Source organism: Weizmannia sp. FSL W8-0676 (genome assembly GCF_038593015.1).
In the GTDB taxonomy this organism is placed as follows: Bacteria; Bacillota; Bacilli; order Bacillales; family Bacillaceae_C; genus Weizmannia; species Weizmannia coagulans.
This window is the reverse complement of record NZ_CP151954.1, coordinates 1,419,122-1,435,988: the sequence shown is the minus strand read 5'-3', so window position 1 is coordinate 1,435,988 and position 16,867 is coordinate 1,419,122. Positions and strand designations below refer to the sequence as shown.

Annotated in this window: 19 protein-coding genes; 10 read left to right on the top strand and 9 right to left on the bottom strand. The window is 48.8% G+C overall.

Annotated elements, in window-relative coordinates; translation table 11 throughout:
- Window positions 1-50 precede the first annotated feature (50 nt).
- Entirely contained in the window at window positions 51-812 is a 762-nt protein-coding gene (locus NST20_RS06930; RefSeq protein WP_029141319.1) for an ABC transporter ATP-binding protein, read from the top strand.
- Window positions 802-2,745, top strand: a complete 1,944-nt coding sequence (locus tag NST20_RS06925; RefSeq protein WP_342400312.1) for an ABC transporter permease — start codon at window positions 802-804, stop codon at window positions 2,743-2,745. The genes NST20_RS06930 and NST20_RS06925 overlap by 11 nt, the downstream gene beginning before the upstream one ends.
- A 110-nt stretch (window positions 2,746-2,855) precedes the next feature.
- Here NST20_RS06925 and NST20_RS06920 read toward each other — a convergent pair whose 3' ends face one another.
- Window positions 2,856-3,155, bottom strand: coding sequence for a hypothetical protein (locus NST20_RS06920; RefSeq protein WP_342400311.1), 300 nt, complete (start codon window positions 3,153-3,155; stop codon window positions 2,856-2,858).
- 119 nt (window positions 3,156-3,274) lie between these two features.
- Between NST20_RS06920 and NST20_RS06915 the strand changes: the two genes are divergently transcribed.
- Entirely contained in the window at window positions 3,275-3,565 is a 291-nt protein-coding gene (locus NST20_RS06915; protein ID WP_013859276.1) for a DUF1292 domain-containing protein, read from the top strand.
- 154 nt (window positions 3,566-3,719) lie between these two features.
- On the opposite strand, the gene NST20_RS06910 is transcribed toward NST20_RS06915, so the two are convergent.
- Together NST20_RS06910 and folE are read right to left on the bottom strand one after the other, a co-directional pair.
- The gene (locus NST20_RS06910) at window positions 3,720-4,667 is read right to left on the bottom strand and encodes an NAD(P)/FAD-dependent oxidoreductase (RefSeq protein WP_258921601.1); all 948 of its coding nucleotides are present in this window, start codon (window positions 4,665-4,667) and stop codon (window positions 3,720-3,722) included.
- Between the two features lie 19 nt (window positions 4,668-4,686).
- Window positions 4,687-5,334 (bottom strand): GTP cyclohydrolase I FolE, encoded by a 648-nt coding sequence (gene folE, locus NST20_RS06905; RefSeq protein ID WP_195850327.1) that lies wholly within the window; start codon window positions 5,332-5,334, stop codon window positions 4,687-4,689.
- Between the two features lie 302 nt (window positions 5,335-5,636).
- Here folE and NST20_RS06900 point away from each other — a divergent pair, with 302 nt between their 5' ends.
- A complete protein-coding gene (locus NST20_RS06900) occupies window positions 5,637-5,840 on the top strand; it encodes a cold-shock protein (protein WP_013859272.1) in 204 nt (67 codons plus the stop codon).
- A gap of 155 nt (window positions 5,841-5,995) precedes the next feature.
- Here the strand turns inward: NST20_RS06900 and NST20_RS06895 are convergent, their stop codons facing one another.
- Window positions 5,996-6,247, bottom strand: a complete 252-nt coding sequence (locus tag NST20_RS06895; RefSeq protein ID WP_013859271.1) for a hypothetical protein — start codon at window positions 6,245-6,247, stop codon at window positions 5,996-5,998.
- Window positions 6,248-6,492: 245 nt separating this feature from the next.
- On the opposite strand from NST20_RS06895, the gene msrA reads away from it, so the two are divergent.
- The 4 genes from msrA (at window position 6,493) to NST20_RS06875 (ending at window position 10,364) form a co-directional block, all read left to right on the top strand.
- Window positions 6,493-7,023 carry a peptide-methionine (S)-S-oxide reductase MsrA gene (gene msrA / locus NST20_RS06890; RefSeq protein WP_013859269.1) on the top strand — a complete coding sequence of 177 codons (531 nt, stop codon included), beginning with the start codon at window positions 6,493-6,495 and terminating at the stop codon, window positions 7,021-7,023.
- A gap of 98 nt (window positions 7,024-7,121) precedes the next feature.
- Window positions 7,122-7,418, top strand: a complete 297-nt coding sequence (locus NST20_RS06885; protein ID WP_014098395.1) for a phasin family protein — start codon at window positions 7,122-7,124, stop codon at window positions 7,416-7,418.
- A gap of 65 nt (window positions 7,419-7,483) precedes the next feature.
- Window positions 7,484-9,154, top strand: a complete 1,671-nt coding sequence (locus tag NST20_RS06880; protein ID WP_029141616.1) for an AarF/ABC1/UbiB kinase family protein — start codon at window positions 7,484-7,486, stop codon at window positions 9,152-9,154.
- Between the two features lie 16 nt (window positions 9,155-9,170).
- On the top strand, window positions 9,171-10,364 hold the full coding sequence (locus NST20_RS06875) for an MFS transporter (RefSeq protein ID WP_342400310.1): 1,194 nt from the start codon (window positions 9,171-9,173) through the stop codon (window positions 10,362-10,364).
- 34 nt (window positions 10,365-10,398) lie between these two features.
- Here NST20_RS06875 and NST20_RS06870 read toward each other — a convergent pair whose 3' ends face one another.
- Window positions 10,399-10,692 (bottom strand): YxcD family protein, encoded by a 294-nt coding sequence (locus NST20_RS06870; RefSeq protein WP_041819029.1) that lies wholly within the window; start codon window positions 10,690-10,692, stop codon window positions 10,399-10,401.
- Window positions 10,680-11,129 carry a hypothetical protein gene (locus NST20_RS06865; protein ID WP_013859264.1) on the bottom strand — a complete coding sequence of 150 codons (450 nt, stop codon included), beginning with the start codon at window positions 11,127-11,129 and terminating at the stop codon, window positions 10,680-10,682. Before NST20_RS06865 ends, NST20_RS06870 begins: the two co-directional genes overlap by 13 nt.
- A gap of 320 nt (window positions 11,130-11,449) precedes the next feature.
- Here NST20_RS06865 and NST20_RS06860 point away from each other — a divergent pair, with 320 nt between their 5' ends.
- The gene (locus NST20_RS06860; RefSeq protein WP_285958092.1) at window positions 11,450-12,202 is read left to right on the top strand and encodes a DUF1836 domain-containing protein; all 753 of its coding nucleotides are present in this window, start codon (window positions 11,450-11,452) and stop codon (window positions 12,200-12,202) included.
- Between the two features lie 138 nt (window positions 12,203-12,340).
- Here NST20_RS06860 and NST20_RS06855 read toward each other — a convergent pair whose 3' ends face one another.
- The 3 genes from NST20_RS06855 to rarD all read right to left on the bottom strand — a co-directional run bounded on the left by NST20_RS06855 (window position 12,341) and on the right by rarD (window position 15,430).
- The gene (locus tag NST20_RS06855; protein WP_237349261.1) at window positions 12,341-13,018 is read right to left on the bottom strand and encodes a TrkA family potassium uptake protein; all 678 of its coding nucleotides are present in this window, start codon (window positions 13,016-13,018) and stop codon (window positions 12,341-12,343) included.
- Between the two features lie 10 nt (window positions 13,019-13,028).
- Window positions 13,029-14,327 (bottom strand): potassium transporter TrkG, encoded by a 1,299-nt coding sequence (locus NST20_RS06850; RefSeq protein ID WP_327076864.1) that lies wholly within the window; start codon window positions 14,325-14,327, stop codon window positions 13,029-13,031.
- A gap of 191 nt (window positions 14,328-14,518) precedes the next feature.
- Entirely contained in the window at window positions 14,519-15,430 is a 912-nt protein-coding gene (gene rarD, locus NST20_RS06845) for an EamA family transporter RarD (RefSeq protein ID WP_342400309.1), read from the bottom strand.
- 199 nt (window positions 15,431-15,629) lie between these two features.
- Here rarD and yedE point away from each other — a divergent pair, with 199 nt between their 5' ends.
- Window positions 15,630-16,865, top strand: coding sequence for a selenium metabolism membrane protein YedE/FdhT (gene yedE, locus NST20_RS06840; RefSeq protein WP_342400308.1), 1,236 nt, complete (start codon window positions 15,630-15,632; stop codon window positions 16,863-16,865).
- The last annotated feature ends 2 nt before the right edge of the window (window positions 16,866-16,867 follow it).

The window sequence follows — 16,867 nt, the reverse complement described above, 5'->3', positions numbered from 1 at the left end:
GAAGCATGCCGGCTTTTCTATAATGAAATCATATCAGAAAGGGGGAACCAATCATGATCCTTGAAGCAAAAAATGTTTATAAAACGTACGGCAACAAGTGGAACAAACAAGAAGTTTTAAAAGGGATTGATTTAAATGTTGAAAAAGGAGAATTCACGAGCATTATGGGCCCGTCCGGATCAGGGAAAACGACATTGTTAAATGTCCTTTCCTCGATTGACCGGCCCAGCCGCGGTTCCATTGAAATCGAAGGCAAAGCGTTGACGAAAATGAAAGACAAGCAGCTGGCGGAGTTCCGGAAAAGGCATTTGGGCTTTATTTTCCAGGAATACCATTTGCTCGATACGTTAACGGTGAAGGAAAATATATTGCTGCCGCTGTCTGTGAAAAAAGTTTCAAAACGGGAGGCGGACGAAAAATTCCTTGCGGTTGCGGAAGAACTCGGGATCGCCGATATCCAGGACAAGTATCCGAATGAAATATCCGGCGGGCAGAAGCAGCGGACATCGGCAGCGCGGGCGTTTGTCCATGAACCGAGCCTTATTTTTGCCGACGAACCAACAGGCGCGCTCGATTCAAAATCGGCATCCGACCTTTTGAATAAATTAAGCCGCCTGAACGAAAAAAGAAAAGCAACCATCTTAATGGTCACCCATGATGCGGCCGCAGCCAGCTATTCGGGCAGGGTCATTTTCATCAAAGACGGGCAGATTTATTCCCAACTGCATAAAGGCACCGAATCAAGGCAGGATTTCTATCAGGCCATCCTGAAAACACAGGTTGTGCTGGGAGGTGTGCAGCATGACGATTAACGGTTTGATTTACCGCAATTTTAAAAAGAACCTTCCGCATTATGCACTGTATATTTTCGCGCTCGCCTTCAGTGCTGCATTATACTTTGCGTTTGTGACACTGCAATACGCCCCTTCTCTCGACGAAGTAAAATCTTCCGTAAAAGGGCTGGCCGCGCTGAAGGTGGCGTCGGTTTTGCTGATCGTCATTGTGGCCGTTTTTCTCTTTTATGCCAACCATTTGTTTATCAAAAGGCGGAGCAAGGAAATCGGGCTTTTCCAGCTCGTCGGCATGACGAAAAGAGAAGTATTCCGGATTTTGGGCACGGAGAATTTTTTGCTCTACTACGGCTCACTCTTTGCCGGCATCTTTTTCGGGTTTGCGGCATCCAGGCTGCTGATGATGCTGCTGCTTCGGATTATTCAGGTTAAAACAAAGGTCTCTCTTTATTTTTCAATCCAGGCTTTCGAGCAGACGATCCTTGTTTTTTCCATCATTTTCGTCCTGATCCTGCTCATCAACAGCATCTTTATCAAACGGCAAACAATCCTTTCCCTCTTCCGCACCGTTTCATCCACGGAAGACCGGGCCGCACGGATGTCAAAAGCGGGGCTGGTGCTCGGGATAACCGGATTTGTCTGCATCGGGGCAGGATACTATATTTCATCAAAATTATTCAATGGGGACTTTCGGACGGCGCGTGCCTTGTTTACCGCAATGGGAACCATTTTAGCCCTTGTCATTCTCGGGACCTACCTATTTTTTAAGACTTCTGTCCGCTTTGTCTTTTACCTTATCCGGAAAAAGAAAGGCGGGTATCTGAATATCCGGGATGTCATGTCCCTGTCCGCCATCATGTTTCGGATCCGTTCGAACGCAGTGCTGCTGACCATCATCACAACCGTGTCGGCACTTGCGATCGGCTTATTATCATTAAGCTACATTACCTTTTACTCTGCCGAAGATACAGCCCATAATGTAGCAGCTGCGGACTTTTCTTTTATCAAAACGAATGAGGCGAAACAATTTACAAAACGTTTAAATGAAAACCGCATCGACTATGAAAAAGAAGAAATTGCAGTCGTACGGGTTACAGCTGATTTAAGCAGCCTGTTCGATAAAAAAACAAAAGATCTGAAGTTTGATACCGGCGCCGTGCCGATCGCAGTTGTCAGCGATGCGGCAGTGAAAAGATTTGATGTAAAACCCGGGCAGGCGGTCTTTTCCGGCTATCCCGATGCCCTGGCAAAATTTATGCCGATGAAATCGGAAGGGATGATTGACTTAACAGGCAAGCGGAAAACAGCCAGACTCCGCATCGTTGCGCTTCGCAAAGACCAGATTCTTTCCAATTATTTCTCTGGCAGCATGCCCGTTCTAGTGACGGATGATGCGTTCTTCCAAGATTTAAAAAAGGATACGGACCCGAAAATTCAATTGGATTCAAAGCGCTTTACCGGCATCAATCTGAAGAAGGAGGAAGATCTTGGCAAAGCAGACCGACTGTTCCAAAGTCTGCACTTCCCTTCAGATTCCTTTGCCTATTCCAGCCCTGAAATCTTCAAAGCACAAAAAGAAAACATGGGCGTTGCGATGTTTATTGTCGGATTTCTCGGGCTTACATTTCTGGTCACGTCCGGCTGCATTTTGTATTTCAAGCAGATGGAAGAAAGCGAGGAAGAAAAGCCGTCCTACACCATTTTGCGCAAGCTTGGCTTTACAACGCAGGATTTGACAAAGGGCATCCGGATCAAGCAGCTTTACAATTTCGGCATTCCGCTTTTGCTCGGCCTTTCGCACAGCTACTTTGCGGTAAAATCCGGTTGGTTCTTTTTCGGGTCCTCGCTGTGGACGCCGATGCTGATCGTGATGGTTCTATATACATTGCTTTATTCGGTATTTGCCCTGCTTTCTGTGGAAGGATTTAAAAAGGCAATACGCGATTCCTTATAATGATCACCCCTTGGGTATCCAAGGGGTGATTTTTCCATTTCCGGGATTGGAAAAAGACAAGATCATGATGGGCCGTCTCCGTGCGGGCGGCATCTCATTTGTTTCCGGATTCATCGTTTTAACTTGGTAATTTCTTCCGACACCACAAAAGCCAAATCGTCATTGCCGAATAAGGATAATACATTCAACACGGTCCCGCTGCTGATTTCTTCTGCTTCTTCTTTCGGCACCGTCAGGGCAAGCGCTTCTTCCAGCAAGACGTTTTTTGCCTGTTGCGGGTACGCCCTGCTGTATAGCTCTTCCGGATCTATCCCATTATTCACGCACCATTGGGCAAAAATGAGCGCCATCATTTTCTCATCCATTTTGTATTGTTGTATGATTTTTTCTTCCATGTCTTTTTTATCCATATATACACCCCTTTCCGAGATCCGGCTGCTATCATGATAGCGCACTTTTCTTTCTTTTGGCGTGTTTTTTCGGTTTTTGTATACAATACGCAACAGACGGAAATGAAGGAGGAGACCCGATGGCAAATATTGAACAGGGTGAAGTGTTTACAATTACGGAAAACGGGCGTGAACAGGAAGTGGAAATCATCGGTGTATTGTCGCTGGAAGGAACCGAATATGCCGCCGTTTCATTTGTTGAAGATTTAGAGGAACAGACAGGCCGGGACCTGGATGTGTTTTTCTTGAAAACAGACGAAGAAGGCGACCTGGACGCCCTCCATTCAGACGAAGAATACGAAAAAGTTTCTGCCGCTTTCAGCCGGGTGCTGGGCGGGGAAGATGCCCCACAACCTGGCGGCCGGGATTAAAAAACAGAAAGGGGCAGGGCAAAGTGTTTTGAGGCCATCGCCACTGAACAATTCGTAAAGCCGGCATTTGCTTGCCCCACCTTCCTGCTCCGGAACGCACGGCTGCCCGGCCTTAAGCCGGCGTGCGCGGGGCCGTAAAGCCGCGGCAGATCGTTTATTTTACCGTCCGGGCACGTTCCCCCGCCAAACGGGAGGCAATATGCTTTGCTGCAGCAGCCCCCTGCCCGGCCGCCCCTGCAATACTGGAATAAAGCGGGCCGAGGCAGTTGTCCCCGATTGCATACAGCCATTCGCACCCGGTTTTCCCGTAACCGTCCGATACGATGTACCCGTCTGCATCCGTCCCGGCAACATGCTGAACGAGGCCGCTGTTCGGTTCCATCCCGATCCGGACGAAGACCGCGGATACCGGCAAAAAACAAGATTCTCCGCTTAAACGGACCAGTTCCACAGCTTCGGTTTGGTCTTCCCCGATAATGGCTTTCACACGCCTATTCGGCAAAATCCGGATGTTCTGATAAGATTGGGCCCGGCTGAGATAAGCCTGCCTGGCCCTGAAACGTTCCGAGCGGTGAATGAGGTAGACGTGCGCCCCTGCTTCTGCAAGCAAACAAGCGCCCTCAAAAGCACGGTCGCCGCCGCCGACAACTGCAACAGATTTCCCTTTAAACAAATGGCTGTCCTTCGTAGCTGAATACATTTCCCCGCGGGCGAACATCTCTTTTTCCCCCGGCACGCCAAGTTTTCTCCGTACGGCACCGGCAGCGTAAATCAGGTAGCGAAAACCGATCCTGGTCTTAAGCCCGCCTGTTTCCGCCACCGCAACTTTTCCGGCGCCATCTATTTTTACGGCGCGCGTATTCACCCGGTACCGGCACTGCAACGACTCGGCATGCCGGACAAAAAGGTTGCGCATTTCCTCCCCGTTTTCCGCTTGCAGGCCGGGATAATCAATAATGCGATTATGGATCAGCCCGAGCTGCCCGCCAAGCATTTCTTTTTCCTCAATGAGCAGATGGTCCATGCCAAGCCGGCTGCACCAGATCGCTGCTGAAATGCCGGCAGGGCCGCCCCCGATGATCAATATGTCCACATCCAGCATAAACACCATCCTTCTTTTTCTATTTGAGCAAGGATAAAAATTCGGCGCGCAAATCCGCCCGCCCTTCAAAAATGCCGCGGTAGGACATCGTTGTCGTGGACGCATCCGCCTTTTTCACGCCCCGCCCGCACATGCACATATGCTTGGCCTCTAAAACCACCATCGTGCCCTGCGGTTCAAGCACCTCTTCCACCGCATCCGCAATTTGTTTTGTCAGCCGTTCCTGGACCTGAAAACGCCTGGCGTAGCCGTCGACCATGCGCGCAATTTTCGACAGGCCGGTGATTTTTTCGTTTGGCAAATAGGCGACATGCGCGACGCCGAAAAATGGCGCGAAGTGGTGCTCGCATATGGAATAAAATTCGATATCTTTTACGAGTACGAGCTCCTTATGGTCGTGGTCGACGTCAAATGTTTTTGCCAAATGCAATTTCGGGTCTTCCCGGTACCCCTCTGTATATTCCAAAAAGGCCTTCAGCACCCGGTAAGGTGTTTCCTGCAATCCGTCGCGGTCCGGATCATCGCCGCATAAATCAATCAGGCTGCGGACGGCTTCCATAAATTGGCCTGACTGCTCGAGTTTTTTGCTGATCACAGCAGGATGATCTATTTGATCTTTAAAAGTTTCTTCTATTAGTTGATGTTCCTTTTGTCCGGAAACAATCATGAATGGGTACAGCTCCTTTTGCAATGAAGTTTTCACTATCCGGCTATTTAAAAGTTTACAACGGCTGCCCGATTATATCAAATGTTGATGCCGCAAAGTGTACCAAGCTTTTTCCAAATGGACGCTTATGCCTGGGATGGATGCGGCAACAACGGGGATGAAAACCGGCCGGCGCATATTTTCAGGACAGATGGACCCAAAAAAAGCCGCAAATTTTTGCCTGCAAGTGAAAAAGGCGTTTAAAACCTGGGATTCTGGATATATTAAAAGCAAGAAAGGTTAAAAATTAGGAGGCATTAAACGTGGAACATGGTACAGTAAAATGGTTTAACAGTGAAAAAGGCTACGGTTTTATTGAACGGGAAGGCGGAGACGACGTGTTTGTCCATTTCTCGGCCATCCAGGGTGAAGGCTATAAAACGCTTGAAGAAGGCCAGAAAGTATCATTTGATGTGGAAGAAGGATCACGCGGCCCGCAGGCGGCAAATGTTCAAAAAGAAGACTAACGGTGCCCTTTGCGGCATCGTTTTTTTGCATAAAAAAGGACTCCTTTCCCTCCGCTTTTAAATGTCAAGCCTTGATCAATCCGGATTGTTCGGCGCCCGCTTTTCCCCCCAAAAAAAGAAACCCCGTGTCTACAGGGTTCATGCTGTGCGAACGATTATCCCGCTTTTCTATATGACGGATCGAATTCCGGATATTCATTCGGCAATTCTTTCCCTGACGCGCAAAGCATCAGCAAGTACGCCATTCCGAGCCCGTAGGTAATCATTCCCCCTAGCAGAAAACCCCAAAACAAAATCAAAGACCAGTCCGTTGTGTGAGCGCTTACAATAAAGTGAATGGCAAGAAACACCACACTCATCACCAGCTCAGCGGTTGCAAGCAGATAGTACCCCTTAAATTCCTTCATTTCACAACCCTCCCTTTTGTATATTATATTACTTCATGTTCACAAAATGTTCAAATTTTAAACGCATTTTTTTAAAAAAATTGCATTTTAGTGGACAATACAAAAAAGATATGTTCTAAAACCCAAAACTGGGCAGATGCAACCGGAATTTTTTGATTTTTCCGCAGCAGGCCGGGCATTCTTTCTTGTCGTGGTGCGCAGGAAATGTTACGATTTAGAAAAAGAACCACCTTGGAGGAGAAGAAATGGCGGAACAATTTCAGAAAGCAACTTTTGCCGGCGGCTGTTTTTGGTGCATGGTCAAACCTTTCGACCAGTGGGACGGCATCGAAAAAGTCGTTTCCGGGTACACGGGGGGAACGGTCGAAAATCCTTCGTATGAACAGGTAAAGACCGGAACGACTGGCCATTACGAAGCCGTCCAAATTACATATGATCCCAAAGTTTTTCCGTACGAAAAACTGCTCGAAATCTTTTGGCAGCAAATCGATCCGACCGATGCCGGCGGCCAGTTCCAGGACCGCGGTTCTAACTACCGGGCGGCCATTTTTTACCATAATGAAGAACAAAAGCGGCTGGCGGAAGCTACAAAACAGCAGCTTGCAGAAAGCGGCAAATTCAAAAAGCCGATTGTAACTGAAATTTTGCCGGCGAAGCCCTTTTATCCTGCCGAAGACTACCACCAGGATTTTTATAAGAAAAACCCGAATGCCTATCACGAAGACCGGGCGAAGTCAGGCCGCGACACGTTTATTGCCTCCCATTGGGGAAAATAGCCCGTTAATTAGCCGTTTTTACACACCTTTCCGTTTGTGATTCCGGCCGGATTGGGCTATGATTACATTAAGATAGAGGAGAAAGGAAGGAATTGGAAATGCGCGATAAAGTGAACCAATTGTTATCACTCGGCCTCGGCATGGCGGTGCTCAGCAAAGAACAAGTAGAAAAGGCAGTCAACCGCCTCGTGGAAAAAGGGAACCTGACAAAAGCAGAATCCACACAATTGATTGATGAACTGCTGGAAAAAGGGGAACAATCCAAACAAGAACTGAATCAGGCCTTGAAAGACCGGGTCAACGAGATCCTTTCTGAAATGAATGTTGCGACAAAAGATGAAATCAAGGCGCTGGAACTTCGCATCCAGCAGCTTGAAGAACGGTTGAACCCGTAAACCGGTTGGCCCTTTTTCCTGGGGCCGGCTGTTTTTTTGCATAAAACAAAACCGGGGGTGGTTGCTTGCTTTCCAGAAAGATGAAGCACGGAAAAAGATACCAGGAAATTGCCGGCGCTCTAATTAAAAACGGCCTCGGTTATTTGATCAACGATTGGGGCCTTTCGGATTTCTTTCCTTTTCCCTCGAAAAAAGCGGCTCCCCGCATCCCCCATCGCAGCACCGGGGAAAGGATCCGGCTGTTTTTGGAGGAATTGGGCCCGACATTCATTAAACTCGGGCAGCTGGCCAGCTCCCGCCGCGACATTTTGCCGGAATCGATGATTGCTGACCTGGAAAAATTGCAGGATAATGCCACGCCGTTTCCGTATGAAGACGTAAAAAAGATTATCAGGGACGAACTCGGGGCGGGCGTTGAGGAGCTGTTTGCTGAATTTGATCCGGAACCGCTCGCAACTGCATCGATCGGGCAGGTGCATAAAGCCAAATTACATACGGAAGAGCCGGTTGCGATCAAAATCCAGCGCCCAAATATCCGCCCGGTCATTGAAACCGATCTGGAAATATTGGAAAGCCTTTCCCTCTCCCTTGAGTCCCGTTTTGAATGGGCAAGGGCTTACCAATTGCGGGACATTGTCGAAGAATTTTCCCAGGCGCTGTTGTCCGAGCTTGATTATTACCATGAAGGCCGGAATGCGGAACGGATCGCCAAACAATTTGAAGGCGATGAAAACATCCGGATTCCGAAAATTTACTGGGACTTTTCCACAAAAAGAGTCCTGACAATGGAGTACATAAAGGGCAGGAAAATCAGCGGGTTTTTCAGTGAAACCGTCCCCGGGTACCGAAAAAAAGTCATTTCTGAACGGCTGATCCATTCGATGCTCCAGCAGATTTTTGTGGAAGGATTTTTCCACGGCGACCCGCATCCGGGAAACATTGTCGTTTTGCCCGGCGATGTGATTTGCTATATGGATTTCGGCATGGTCGGCCGGCTTACGGAAGAAACCAAGTACCATTGCGCTTCGCTCGTCATTGCGCTGATGCGGGCGGATACGAATGCCATTATGAAGTCGGTTGATGCGCTTGCGGAAATTCCGGAAGAAACCGATCTTCATCTGCTGAAGGAAGATGTCGAAGTTCTCCGCGAAAAATATTATGATCTGCCGCTCAGCCAGTTAAGCTTGCGGGAAGCGATCAATGATTTGTACCATCTCGCGTTTAAATACCATATCCGCTTCCCTGCCGATCTGACGATACTCGGCAAATCGCTGATTACGGTGGAGGGCGTCGTGGAATCGCTTGACCCGGAATTCAGCCTGATCGCAGCTGCGCGCCCGTTCGGGGAAAGGCTGCTGCGGGATCGGTTGCGGCCGGGCAGGGTCGCGCGGAAAGGATGGAAAACGTTTTTGGACCAGGCGGAAATTTTGCTTGAGCTTCCGAAAAATTTGCGCGATATTTCCAAAACGATGCGAAAAGGCAAGTTCAGGATGGAGGTCGTGATACCAGATTTGCATTTATTTTTGGAAAAACTTGACAGGATCAGCAACCGGCTTTCCTTTGCGATCGTCCTGCTCGCCTTTAGTATCCTGATGGTCGGGCTGATGATCGGAACGTCCATCAGCGGCCAGTCGACAGTGATCTGGAAAAACCCGATCATTGAGATCGGATTCGGTGTTGCGACATTGATGCTTTTATGGCTGCTGTTGTCCATTTTTAAATCAGGAAAGTTTTAAAGGAGTTTAGAAAAAGATGGGTGATCAGAAAGAAAAAGAAAAAGTATTATCCGGGCTGCTTGTGGCAGGCGTTATATGTATTGCAGCCAACCTCAGGCCGGCAATCACTTCCGTCGGGCCGGTTATCGGCACGATCCGCCACAGCCTTCATATGTCAAATGCACAAGCGGGATTTATTACGACGCTCCCGCTTCTTGCCTTCGCACTGATTTCACCGCTTGCGCCCAAACTGGCAAGCCAGATTGGCCAGGAGTTGACATTGCTTCTTGGGATTGTCATTTTATTTATCGGCATTTTGGCCCGCACGGCCGGGAATGCCGCCATGCTTTATATCGGCACAGCTTTTGTCGGGACAGGCATTGCAATCGGGAATGTGCTGCTGCCCAGCCTCATTAAACACCGGGTGCCTGAAAAACTCGGGCTGATGACGAGTATTTATACAACCGTTATGGGCGGATTTGCTGCGCTCGCTTCCGGCGTCAGCGTCCCGATTGTGGACGGGTTGGGGCTCGGGTGGAAATGGGGGCTGCTCGTCTGGGGCATCCTCTCTGTACTGGCTGCTTTGGTATGGATTCCGCAATTGCGCAGGCACGCGAGGGTAAAGTTTTCTGCCCATCAGGAAACGCCCGGAAGATCCGTCTGGCTGTCCCCGCTCGCCTGGCAGGTGACGCTTTTTCTCGGCCTGCAGTCATTTCTGTTTTACAGCACCATCGCCTGGCTTGCGGAAATTATGGTCAGCCATGGGACAAGCCTCGTAGCGGCCGGTTGGATGGTGTCAATCATGCAGTTCGTCAGCCTGCCCGCTACCTTTATGACGCCGATTTGGGCGGAGCGGATGAAAAACCAGATTCCCCTTGTTTTCGGGATCACGATTTTTTATTTGTGCGGGCTTACAGGCCTTCTGTACGGCGGGCATATGTTTTGGATGTGGATTTGCATCATTTTGATCGGCATCGCCCAGGGCGCCAGCATCAGCCTCGCGCTTGCGTTTATCGGCCTCCGTTCGAAAACGGCCACTGAAGCCGCCAATCTTTCCGGTATGAGCCAGTCAGCCGGTTACCTTGTGGCGGCGGCCGGCCCGTTTTTGATCGGCTGGCTGTACGACCGTGCGCACAATTGGCATATGCCGGTCGTCATCATGATGATCTGCGGCATCCTCATGCTTGCCACAGGAACCGGCGCAGGGCGGAACAAATATGTATCAAGATAGAGTAAAACAGCCCGGCAAAATGCCGGGCTGTTTCTTAATCCACGTATGCCACCATGCCATCTTGATCCTCAATTTCCAGGCGGATGCTGACGGCAAACGGGTCAATGCTATATGCTTCTTCTAAATATTTGCGGATGGCTTGAATCAGTTTCGGCTCAGTCAGCGGCTCGAGATCTCTGCCGTTCAGTTCGACATCTGCGCCGTAGCCGATATCATCATCGTATGTGAGCATCGCCATCACATTTTCCGGATAAGCATAATGCTGGTCTGCCACATACATGCAGACCGCGTTAATCAAATCCTGCTCCGACAGTTTTAATGTTTCCATCTGTCATAGGCCTCGCGATCTTTTTTCCTGTTGCCAAATATGGATTGGAACAATTTGATGACAATGAGAATCAGCGCAATAAAGATTAAAATATTGACCATTGCCGTCAAAGCCGTCCCCAAACCGCCCAGATGGCTGAACATTGAGCCGAACAGCATGCCGCCAAGTCCGCCGAGCAGCATCCCCTTGACAAAGCTGCCTCTCGATGAAGACGACGCCGAATTGGCTTTATTGCCGGAAATCGGATTTGTATTTTGGTTCGTTTTTGACTGGTAATGGGACTGTTGTTTTGACGACGGTGTTGTCGTCTTTGGCACCGACTGGTAAGACCGTTTAACGGAACGGTATCCTCTTGCGTCAACCGGGTTTGAAAAGTGAATCCCGACCACTGAAAAGGCAAACGTAAATGCCAGGAGCAACGCAAAAAATTTCTTCAACTTTATTTCCCCTTTTCTATTTTTATACTAAGTTCCTATGAACCTATTATATGAACTTATCAATTAAAATGCAAGTCTTTTTCACAAAAGAATGTGATTCCCGGTTTCTATTTTCCCTTAAAAGCCGTCTTTAAACTTTTTTCAAAACCGGGACAGGGGCAAGTCTTCTTCCCGGAAGCATGGAAAGTTTCGCCTGAAGAATAAGGCATCCCCCGCAGTCCGGCACAGCGGGGAAAACTTGACACCCAATGATCATTGACTTTTCCATCCATCAATCTTACGATAAAAAGTAGCATGCCAATGTTTGGGAGGTGCTGTTAATGGAACTATTTCAAATGACACGCAGAGAAATGGCAGATCTGCTGCTTGCGCTGAAGGGATCAGGCCCCATGACGCCTGCAGCGTTTTTACAAGGCTTATGGGCAAAGAAAAATGGCGGAAAAGACCCGCACCGTCCCTTTGCAGCTGCTGTAATGCCCCCCATTTTCACAAAAATACTGAAGAAGAACACGGATGACTTCGGTTTTTCGTTAAATGAAATCGTGGCGCTCGGAAGCCAGATTGAAAATACAAATTTTACACTGACCGCGATTCAAAACTGGGTAAAGCGCGATATTAAAGAAATGATCGTGGCGCCGGAAAAAGGGAAAAAATATTCGATTGACCAGATGGCGCTGCTGTTTCTGGTGGAAGACTTAAAAACGGCGCTTGATTTCGATTCCATCCGCAAGCTGTTGCAATTGATCGTCAATGACCCCGAAGACGAGCATGATGATTTGATTAATCCGGTACAGCTGTATGCCACTTATTCCCAGCTTTTTGAGGAACTCAATTCCATGCGGGAAGTCGGGCGGTTCCCGGCCGGAAAACATGAACATATGATTTCAGCAATGGAGGGTATGGTTACCGAAAAAGCGGAAGAGATGATATCAAAATACATATCGCCGGATGACCCGAAAAAAGAAGCCATCCGCAACACCATTGTCATCGCGACGCTTTCCGTTTTTACGGCATATTTTCAAATGCTCGCAAGGCGGTATTTAACCGCAACGATTTTTTTGCAAAATATGTAGGGGGGCAGGAGACTTATCTCCCGGCAGGTAAGTGTTTTTCCGGCTCCCGCGCCGCACGCCCCGAATGGGAAGCACCGCCCCGGAACATCGGCAGCCCCCCATTTCAACTTTAACGCAGCCGGAAAACGCCTCACCCCGCTAGTAAAATTTCCGGCGCAGCCTCTCCAAATCTTTTTCCGCACCGACTGTGAAAATGGTATCCCCCGGCTGAAAGATATAATCCGGTGCCGGGGAGACAACCGGCGTTTCTTCAGACTGGGAAGTGACCATTACAACAAGGGCTTTGTACCTGTTGCGGAAATCGAGTTCTGCCAGAGACTTTCCGATAAAATCTTCCGGCACTGTCATCTCAAGGCCGGAGCAATACGGCGACAGGCGGATATACTGCAAAATGCCCGGGTTTGCAATATGGTAGGCAACCCGGCGCCCCGTTTCTTCTTCAGGGAAAAACACGTCGGTCGCACCTGCCCCTTTCAAGCCCCTCCCCCGCTTTTGATCATTCGCCTTCGCATAAACCGTTTCACAGCCAAGATCTTTTAAAGCAAGCACCGTTAAAATGGCAGATTCAAAATCGTCTCCTATGCTGACGACCACCGCATCGAAATTGTCCACATTCAATTCTTCCAAAAAAGCGGTGCTGGTCACATCGCCTTCCGCAAGGTACGAAGCGGCGTCCTGAAGTTCCTCATCCTGAAGCACCTTTTCATTTTTATCGGCGCCGACAACATCATATCCGAGCCTCGCCAGTTCTTTCAGCACACTCGACCCGAAACGGCCGAGCCCGAGCACAAGAAAACTTTCTTTTAAATGTTTCACAATCCCACCCCTAACCGATTAAAATGGATTCTTTTGCATATTTGATTGTGGATTTTTTTTGATTCATAAAGGTATAGATCAAAATAATCACCCCGAGACGGCCAATTAGCATGAGGAAAGCCAGCCAGATTTTGCCGAACACCGTCAGCCCGGCCGTGATCCCGAGGGAAAAGCCGCATGTCGACAGCGCCGACATAATTTCAAATGCAAGCGGAAACGGCGCTGCTTTTTCCGTAAAAGACAATACAAAAAACGAGAAAAAGAACAAAAAAAGAAAAGCGAAAAAGACGAGAAAGGCTTTGTTTACGTCTTCGGCAAACAACGTCCTTCTGAACATATGCGTCTCATTTGAACCGCGGATGACAGACCACAATTTGGCAAGAATGACGGCGAATGTGGTCGTCCGGATCCCGCCGGCACAGCTGCTTGGCGACCCGCCGATAAACATAAGCACGATCATAAACAGCAAAGACGGGAAAGAAAAAACGTGCAAATCGAGCGATGCCAGACCCCCGCTTCTTGGCGCCGCACTGAAGAAAAGGGACTGGATGATTTTATCTGTAAAAGAAAGCCCCGGCATATGTATAAAATCTACAAAAAAGAAGAATAGAAAGCCGGCCAAAAGCAAAATGCCGTGCATCAAAACATTTACTTTGAAATAAAGGCTTTTCTTTTTCCGGCGCGACTGCAAAAACTCCATTACAACGGCGAACCCGAGGACGCCCAGAATGATCATACAGGTTAACACGGCGAGCACGAACGGTTCGCCTTTGAAGTCATCAAGCCCGTTTCCGGAAATTTCAAAGCCGGCGTTTGTAAATGTCGACACTGAAAGAAAAAAAGCGGCAAAAGAATGGCTGCCGTGATGCAGCGCAGCCGGCAGAATCAGCAGAAAGCCTGCCACTTCGACGATCAATGTGTACGTTACAATAAAGGCCATCAGTTTTGATATCGAACGGCTGCTGTTCTGGTTCTGGTCAAAAATCATCAATGTTTGTGACGGAACAGGCGCATTCGTGCGCAATACGATCAAAAGCGCGCCGACCAAGGCCATGACGCCGATCCCGCCGATTTCCATCTGGATGAGCAGGATGATTTTTCCGGCCGTTGTAAGTGCCTGCGCAACGGTAACAGTGGACAGCCCTGTTGCACTGATGGCGCTTGCGGACAGAAAAAAAGCATCTGACGGCAGCAACGGCTGTTTGTGTGAAACCGGCAGCAAATACAAAATCGCAAAAATAACCGTGCCCAGCAAATACATGAAGAAAACCATTTTAAACGTTGCCGGGCGGAACTGGAACCTGGACATAAACCAATCTCCCTTATGCATCAATCATCCCTATTATACCTGAAATTTTCTATTCGAAAAAAGCCGGCCTGAAAATCATGACCTACTTTTGTTTTTGGATTTTCGGCAGACAAAAGCGGCGGGGCACAATCCTGGTTTCCCGCCGCTTCCATCGCATTTTTTGTGCCATTGTTCCGGCATGGGCTGCTGATTCAGGCAACTTCTTCCACATGGAATTTTTTCTTCGGCAAAAAGCCGGAAACGGAAAACACGACGAGCGCCAGCCAGATAAAAGCAAAGGACAGCAGTTGCACATGTGTAAAAGGTTCCTTGAAAAAGGCAATGCCCATAATCAGCGTCATTGTCGGCGTCAAGTATTGGAAAAAGCCGATCATCGTCAGGGAAATTCTCCTTGCTCCCTGCGCAAAGCAAATGAGCGGGATGGCTGTCACAACGCCGGTGCCGATCAGCAGTACAGTAACAGCCGGTGAAACTGTTGCAAACGATGCAGTGCCTTTTACCTGGATCATCGTTAAATAGATAAACGCAACCGGCATCATAAAGAAGGTTTCGAATGTCAGGCCGATAAAAGCATCAATGTCCACTTTCTTTTTCACAAGGCCGTAAAACCCGAATGTGAGCGCAAGGCCGATGGCGATCCAGGGAATATGCCCGTAGCTGAACGTCTGGATTGCGACGCCGCATGCTGCCAGCAGGAAAGCAATCAGCTGCCACCTGTTCAGTTTTTCCTTCAAAAAGATCATGCCGAGCAGGATGCTGACAAGCGGGTTAATGTAATAGCCCATGCTTGTTTCAATGACATGCCCGTTGTTGACCGCCCATATGTAGATAAACCAATTCCCGCTCACAAGCACGGATGCAAGAAGCAGTAAAAGCGGCGTGCGCGGGTGGTGGCCCCCTTCTTTTATGCTGGTTTTTAAATCCCCCATTTTCCTTAAAAAGGCTAAAAGCAGGATCATAAAAATAAAAGACCAGAATATGCGGTGCGCCAGAATTTCAAGGGCAGGCACCTGTTCAACCATTTTCCAGTAGATTGGAAAAAGGCCCCACAAAAAATACGCAAAAAACGCGTAAAACATTCCGCTTTTTTGATTGTTTCCCATTTTTTGCGTCGCTGGTCCGGGTATTACGCCTTCCCCCGGGCCGCCTCCCTCCTTTCGTATAATATATTTCATTATTTTACCATTATTTTCAGATTTGAAAAAGCAAACCGCTCACAGCCTTTGCTTTTATCAATGTGCCGGCGGAAATCTCTGCTATAATAGGGAATGTATGATTTTTCATGAAGGAGGCTGGGAAGGCATGCGTATATGGTTGGAAAAAGCCCATGAAAAGTGGTTCAGCGGGTTTTGGAATCCTTTTATTGTCTTACTGTTGGCAGGGGTATTTGCTGCTTTTTATTTTGGGCTAACCGGAACGCTCTGGGCCGTTACAGGCGAATTTACCCGTTGGGGAGGGAATTTGCTGCAGCTGTTCGGCGTTGATACAGCTGATTGGGCGTATTTTAAAGCGATCAAACTGACCGGAGAGCCGCAGGACCGGACTGACGGATGGCTGGTCATCGGTATGCTGCTTGGCAGTTTGTTCAGTGCCCTTGCCAGCAAGCATTTCAAATGGAAGATTCCCCGCCAGAAACGGCGCTGGGTGTGGGGGTTCTTTGGCGGCATCATCGCCGGATTCGGAACGCGCCTTGCGATGGGCTGCAATTTGGCTGCCTTTTTTACGGGGCTGCCGCAATTTTCTCTCCACGCCTGGCTCTTTATTGCCGGCACCGCGATCGGCACTTATTTTGGCGTCAAACTTGCCGTATTGCCTATTTTTAAAGGAAAACCAAAAATTTCGTTCAGCCGGCATGCGGCCAAAAGCACACAGCCGGATCCGCAACACGGGAACTACCAGCTTTATGCTGCTGTTTTGGTTCTGCTTTTCATCGCGCTGATTGCCGCCTGGTATCTCATATCCGGAAAAGTGATGCTCGGGCTTGCCGCGCTGTTCGGGGCGGCATTTGGGATACTGATCCAGCGCGGCCAAATTTGCTTTACTTCCGGGCTCAGGGATTTATGGCTGACCGGGCGGGGCACGCTCGGAAAAGCGATCATTGCCGGAATGGCGATCCAGACGGCAGGCACCGCCATTTTCATTTTTAAAGGCGAAGCCCCTGTTATCCACTGGGCAAGCCCGGGTGCCCTTTTCGGCGGCGTCTTGTTTGGCATTGGCATTGTCATTGCCGGGGGCTGTGAAACAGGGTGGATGTACCGCATTACGGAGGGCCAGGTGCAATTTTTTGCAGTCGGCGCTGGCAATATCGTTGGGGCAACCCTCCTGGCATACGGATGGGATCATTGGGGCATTTTCGATGTTTTTGTCAAAGGATGGCCGGAAGTCAACCTTGTAACATCATTCGGATGGGGTGGTGCGCTTTTCGGTACGGGTACTTTTCTGCTGGCCCTTTATCTTCTCATCGTATGGCGGGAAAATTGGTATACGAAGAAAATAAATGCAAAACGCACGTTATTCGAAAAGAAAACGTCTGCGTAATC

Excerpts from the sequence above, each read along its gene's own strand:
- NST20_RS06925 (WP_342400312.1), top strand. The coding sequence starts at position 802 with ATGACGATTAACGGTTTGATTTACCGCAATTTTAAAAAGAACCTTCCG.
- NST20_RS06920 (WP_342400311.1), bottom strand. The coding sequence starts at position 3,155 with ATGGATAAAAAAGACATGGAAGAAAAAATCATACAACAATACAAAATG.
- NST20_RS06915 (WP_013859276.1), top strand. The coding sequence starts at position 3,275 with ATGGCAAATATTGAACAGGGTGAAGTGTTTACAATTACGGAAAACGGG.
- NST20_RS06910 (WP_258921601.1), bottom strand. The coding sequence starts at position 4,667 with ATGCTGGATGTGGACATATTGATCATCGGGGGCGGCCCTGCCGGCATT.
- folE (WP_195850327.1), bottom strand. The coding sequence starts at position 5,334 with ATGATTGTTTCCGGACAAAAGGAACATCAACTAATAGAAGAAACTTTT.
- NST20_RS06895 (WP_013859271.1), bottom strand. The coding sequence starts at position 6,247 with ATGAAGGAATTTAAGGGGTACTATCTGCTTGCAACCGCTGAGCTGGTG.
- msrA (WP_013859269.1), top strand. The coding sequence starts at position 6,493 with ATGGCGGAACAATTTCAGAAAGCAACTTTTGCCGGCGGCTGTTTTTGG.
- NST20_RS06885 (WP_014098395.1), top strand. The coding sequence starts at position 7,122 with ATGCGCGATAAAGTGAACCAATTGTTATCACTCGGCCTCGGCATGGCG.
- NST20_RS06875 (WP_342400310.1), top strand. The coding sequence starts at position 9,171 with ATGGGTGATCAGAAAGAAAAAGAAAAAGTATTATCCGGGCTGCTTGTG.
- NST20_RS06870 (WP_041819029.1), bottom strand. The coding sequence starts at position 10,692 with ATGGAAACATTAAAACTGTCGGAGCAGGATTTGATTAACGCGGTCTGC.
- NST20_RS06860 (WP_285958092.1), top strand. The coding sequence starts at position 11,450 with ATGGAACTATTTCAAATGACACGCAGAGAAATGGCAGATCTGCTGCTT.
- NST20_RS06850 (WP_327076864.1), bottom strand. The coding sequence starts at position 14,327 with ATGTCCAGGTTCCAGTTCCGCCCGGCAACGTTTAAAATGGTTTTCTTC.
- rarD (WP_342400309.1), bottom strand. The coding sequence starts at position 15,430 with ATGGGAAACAATCAAAAAAGCGGAATGTTTTACGCGTTTTTTGCGTAT.
- yedE (WP_342400308.1), top strand. The coding sequence starts at position 15,630 with ATGCGTATATGGTTGGAAAAAGCCCATGAAAAGTGGTTCAGCGGGTTT.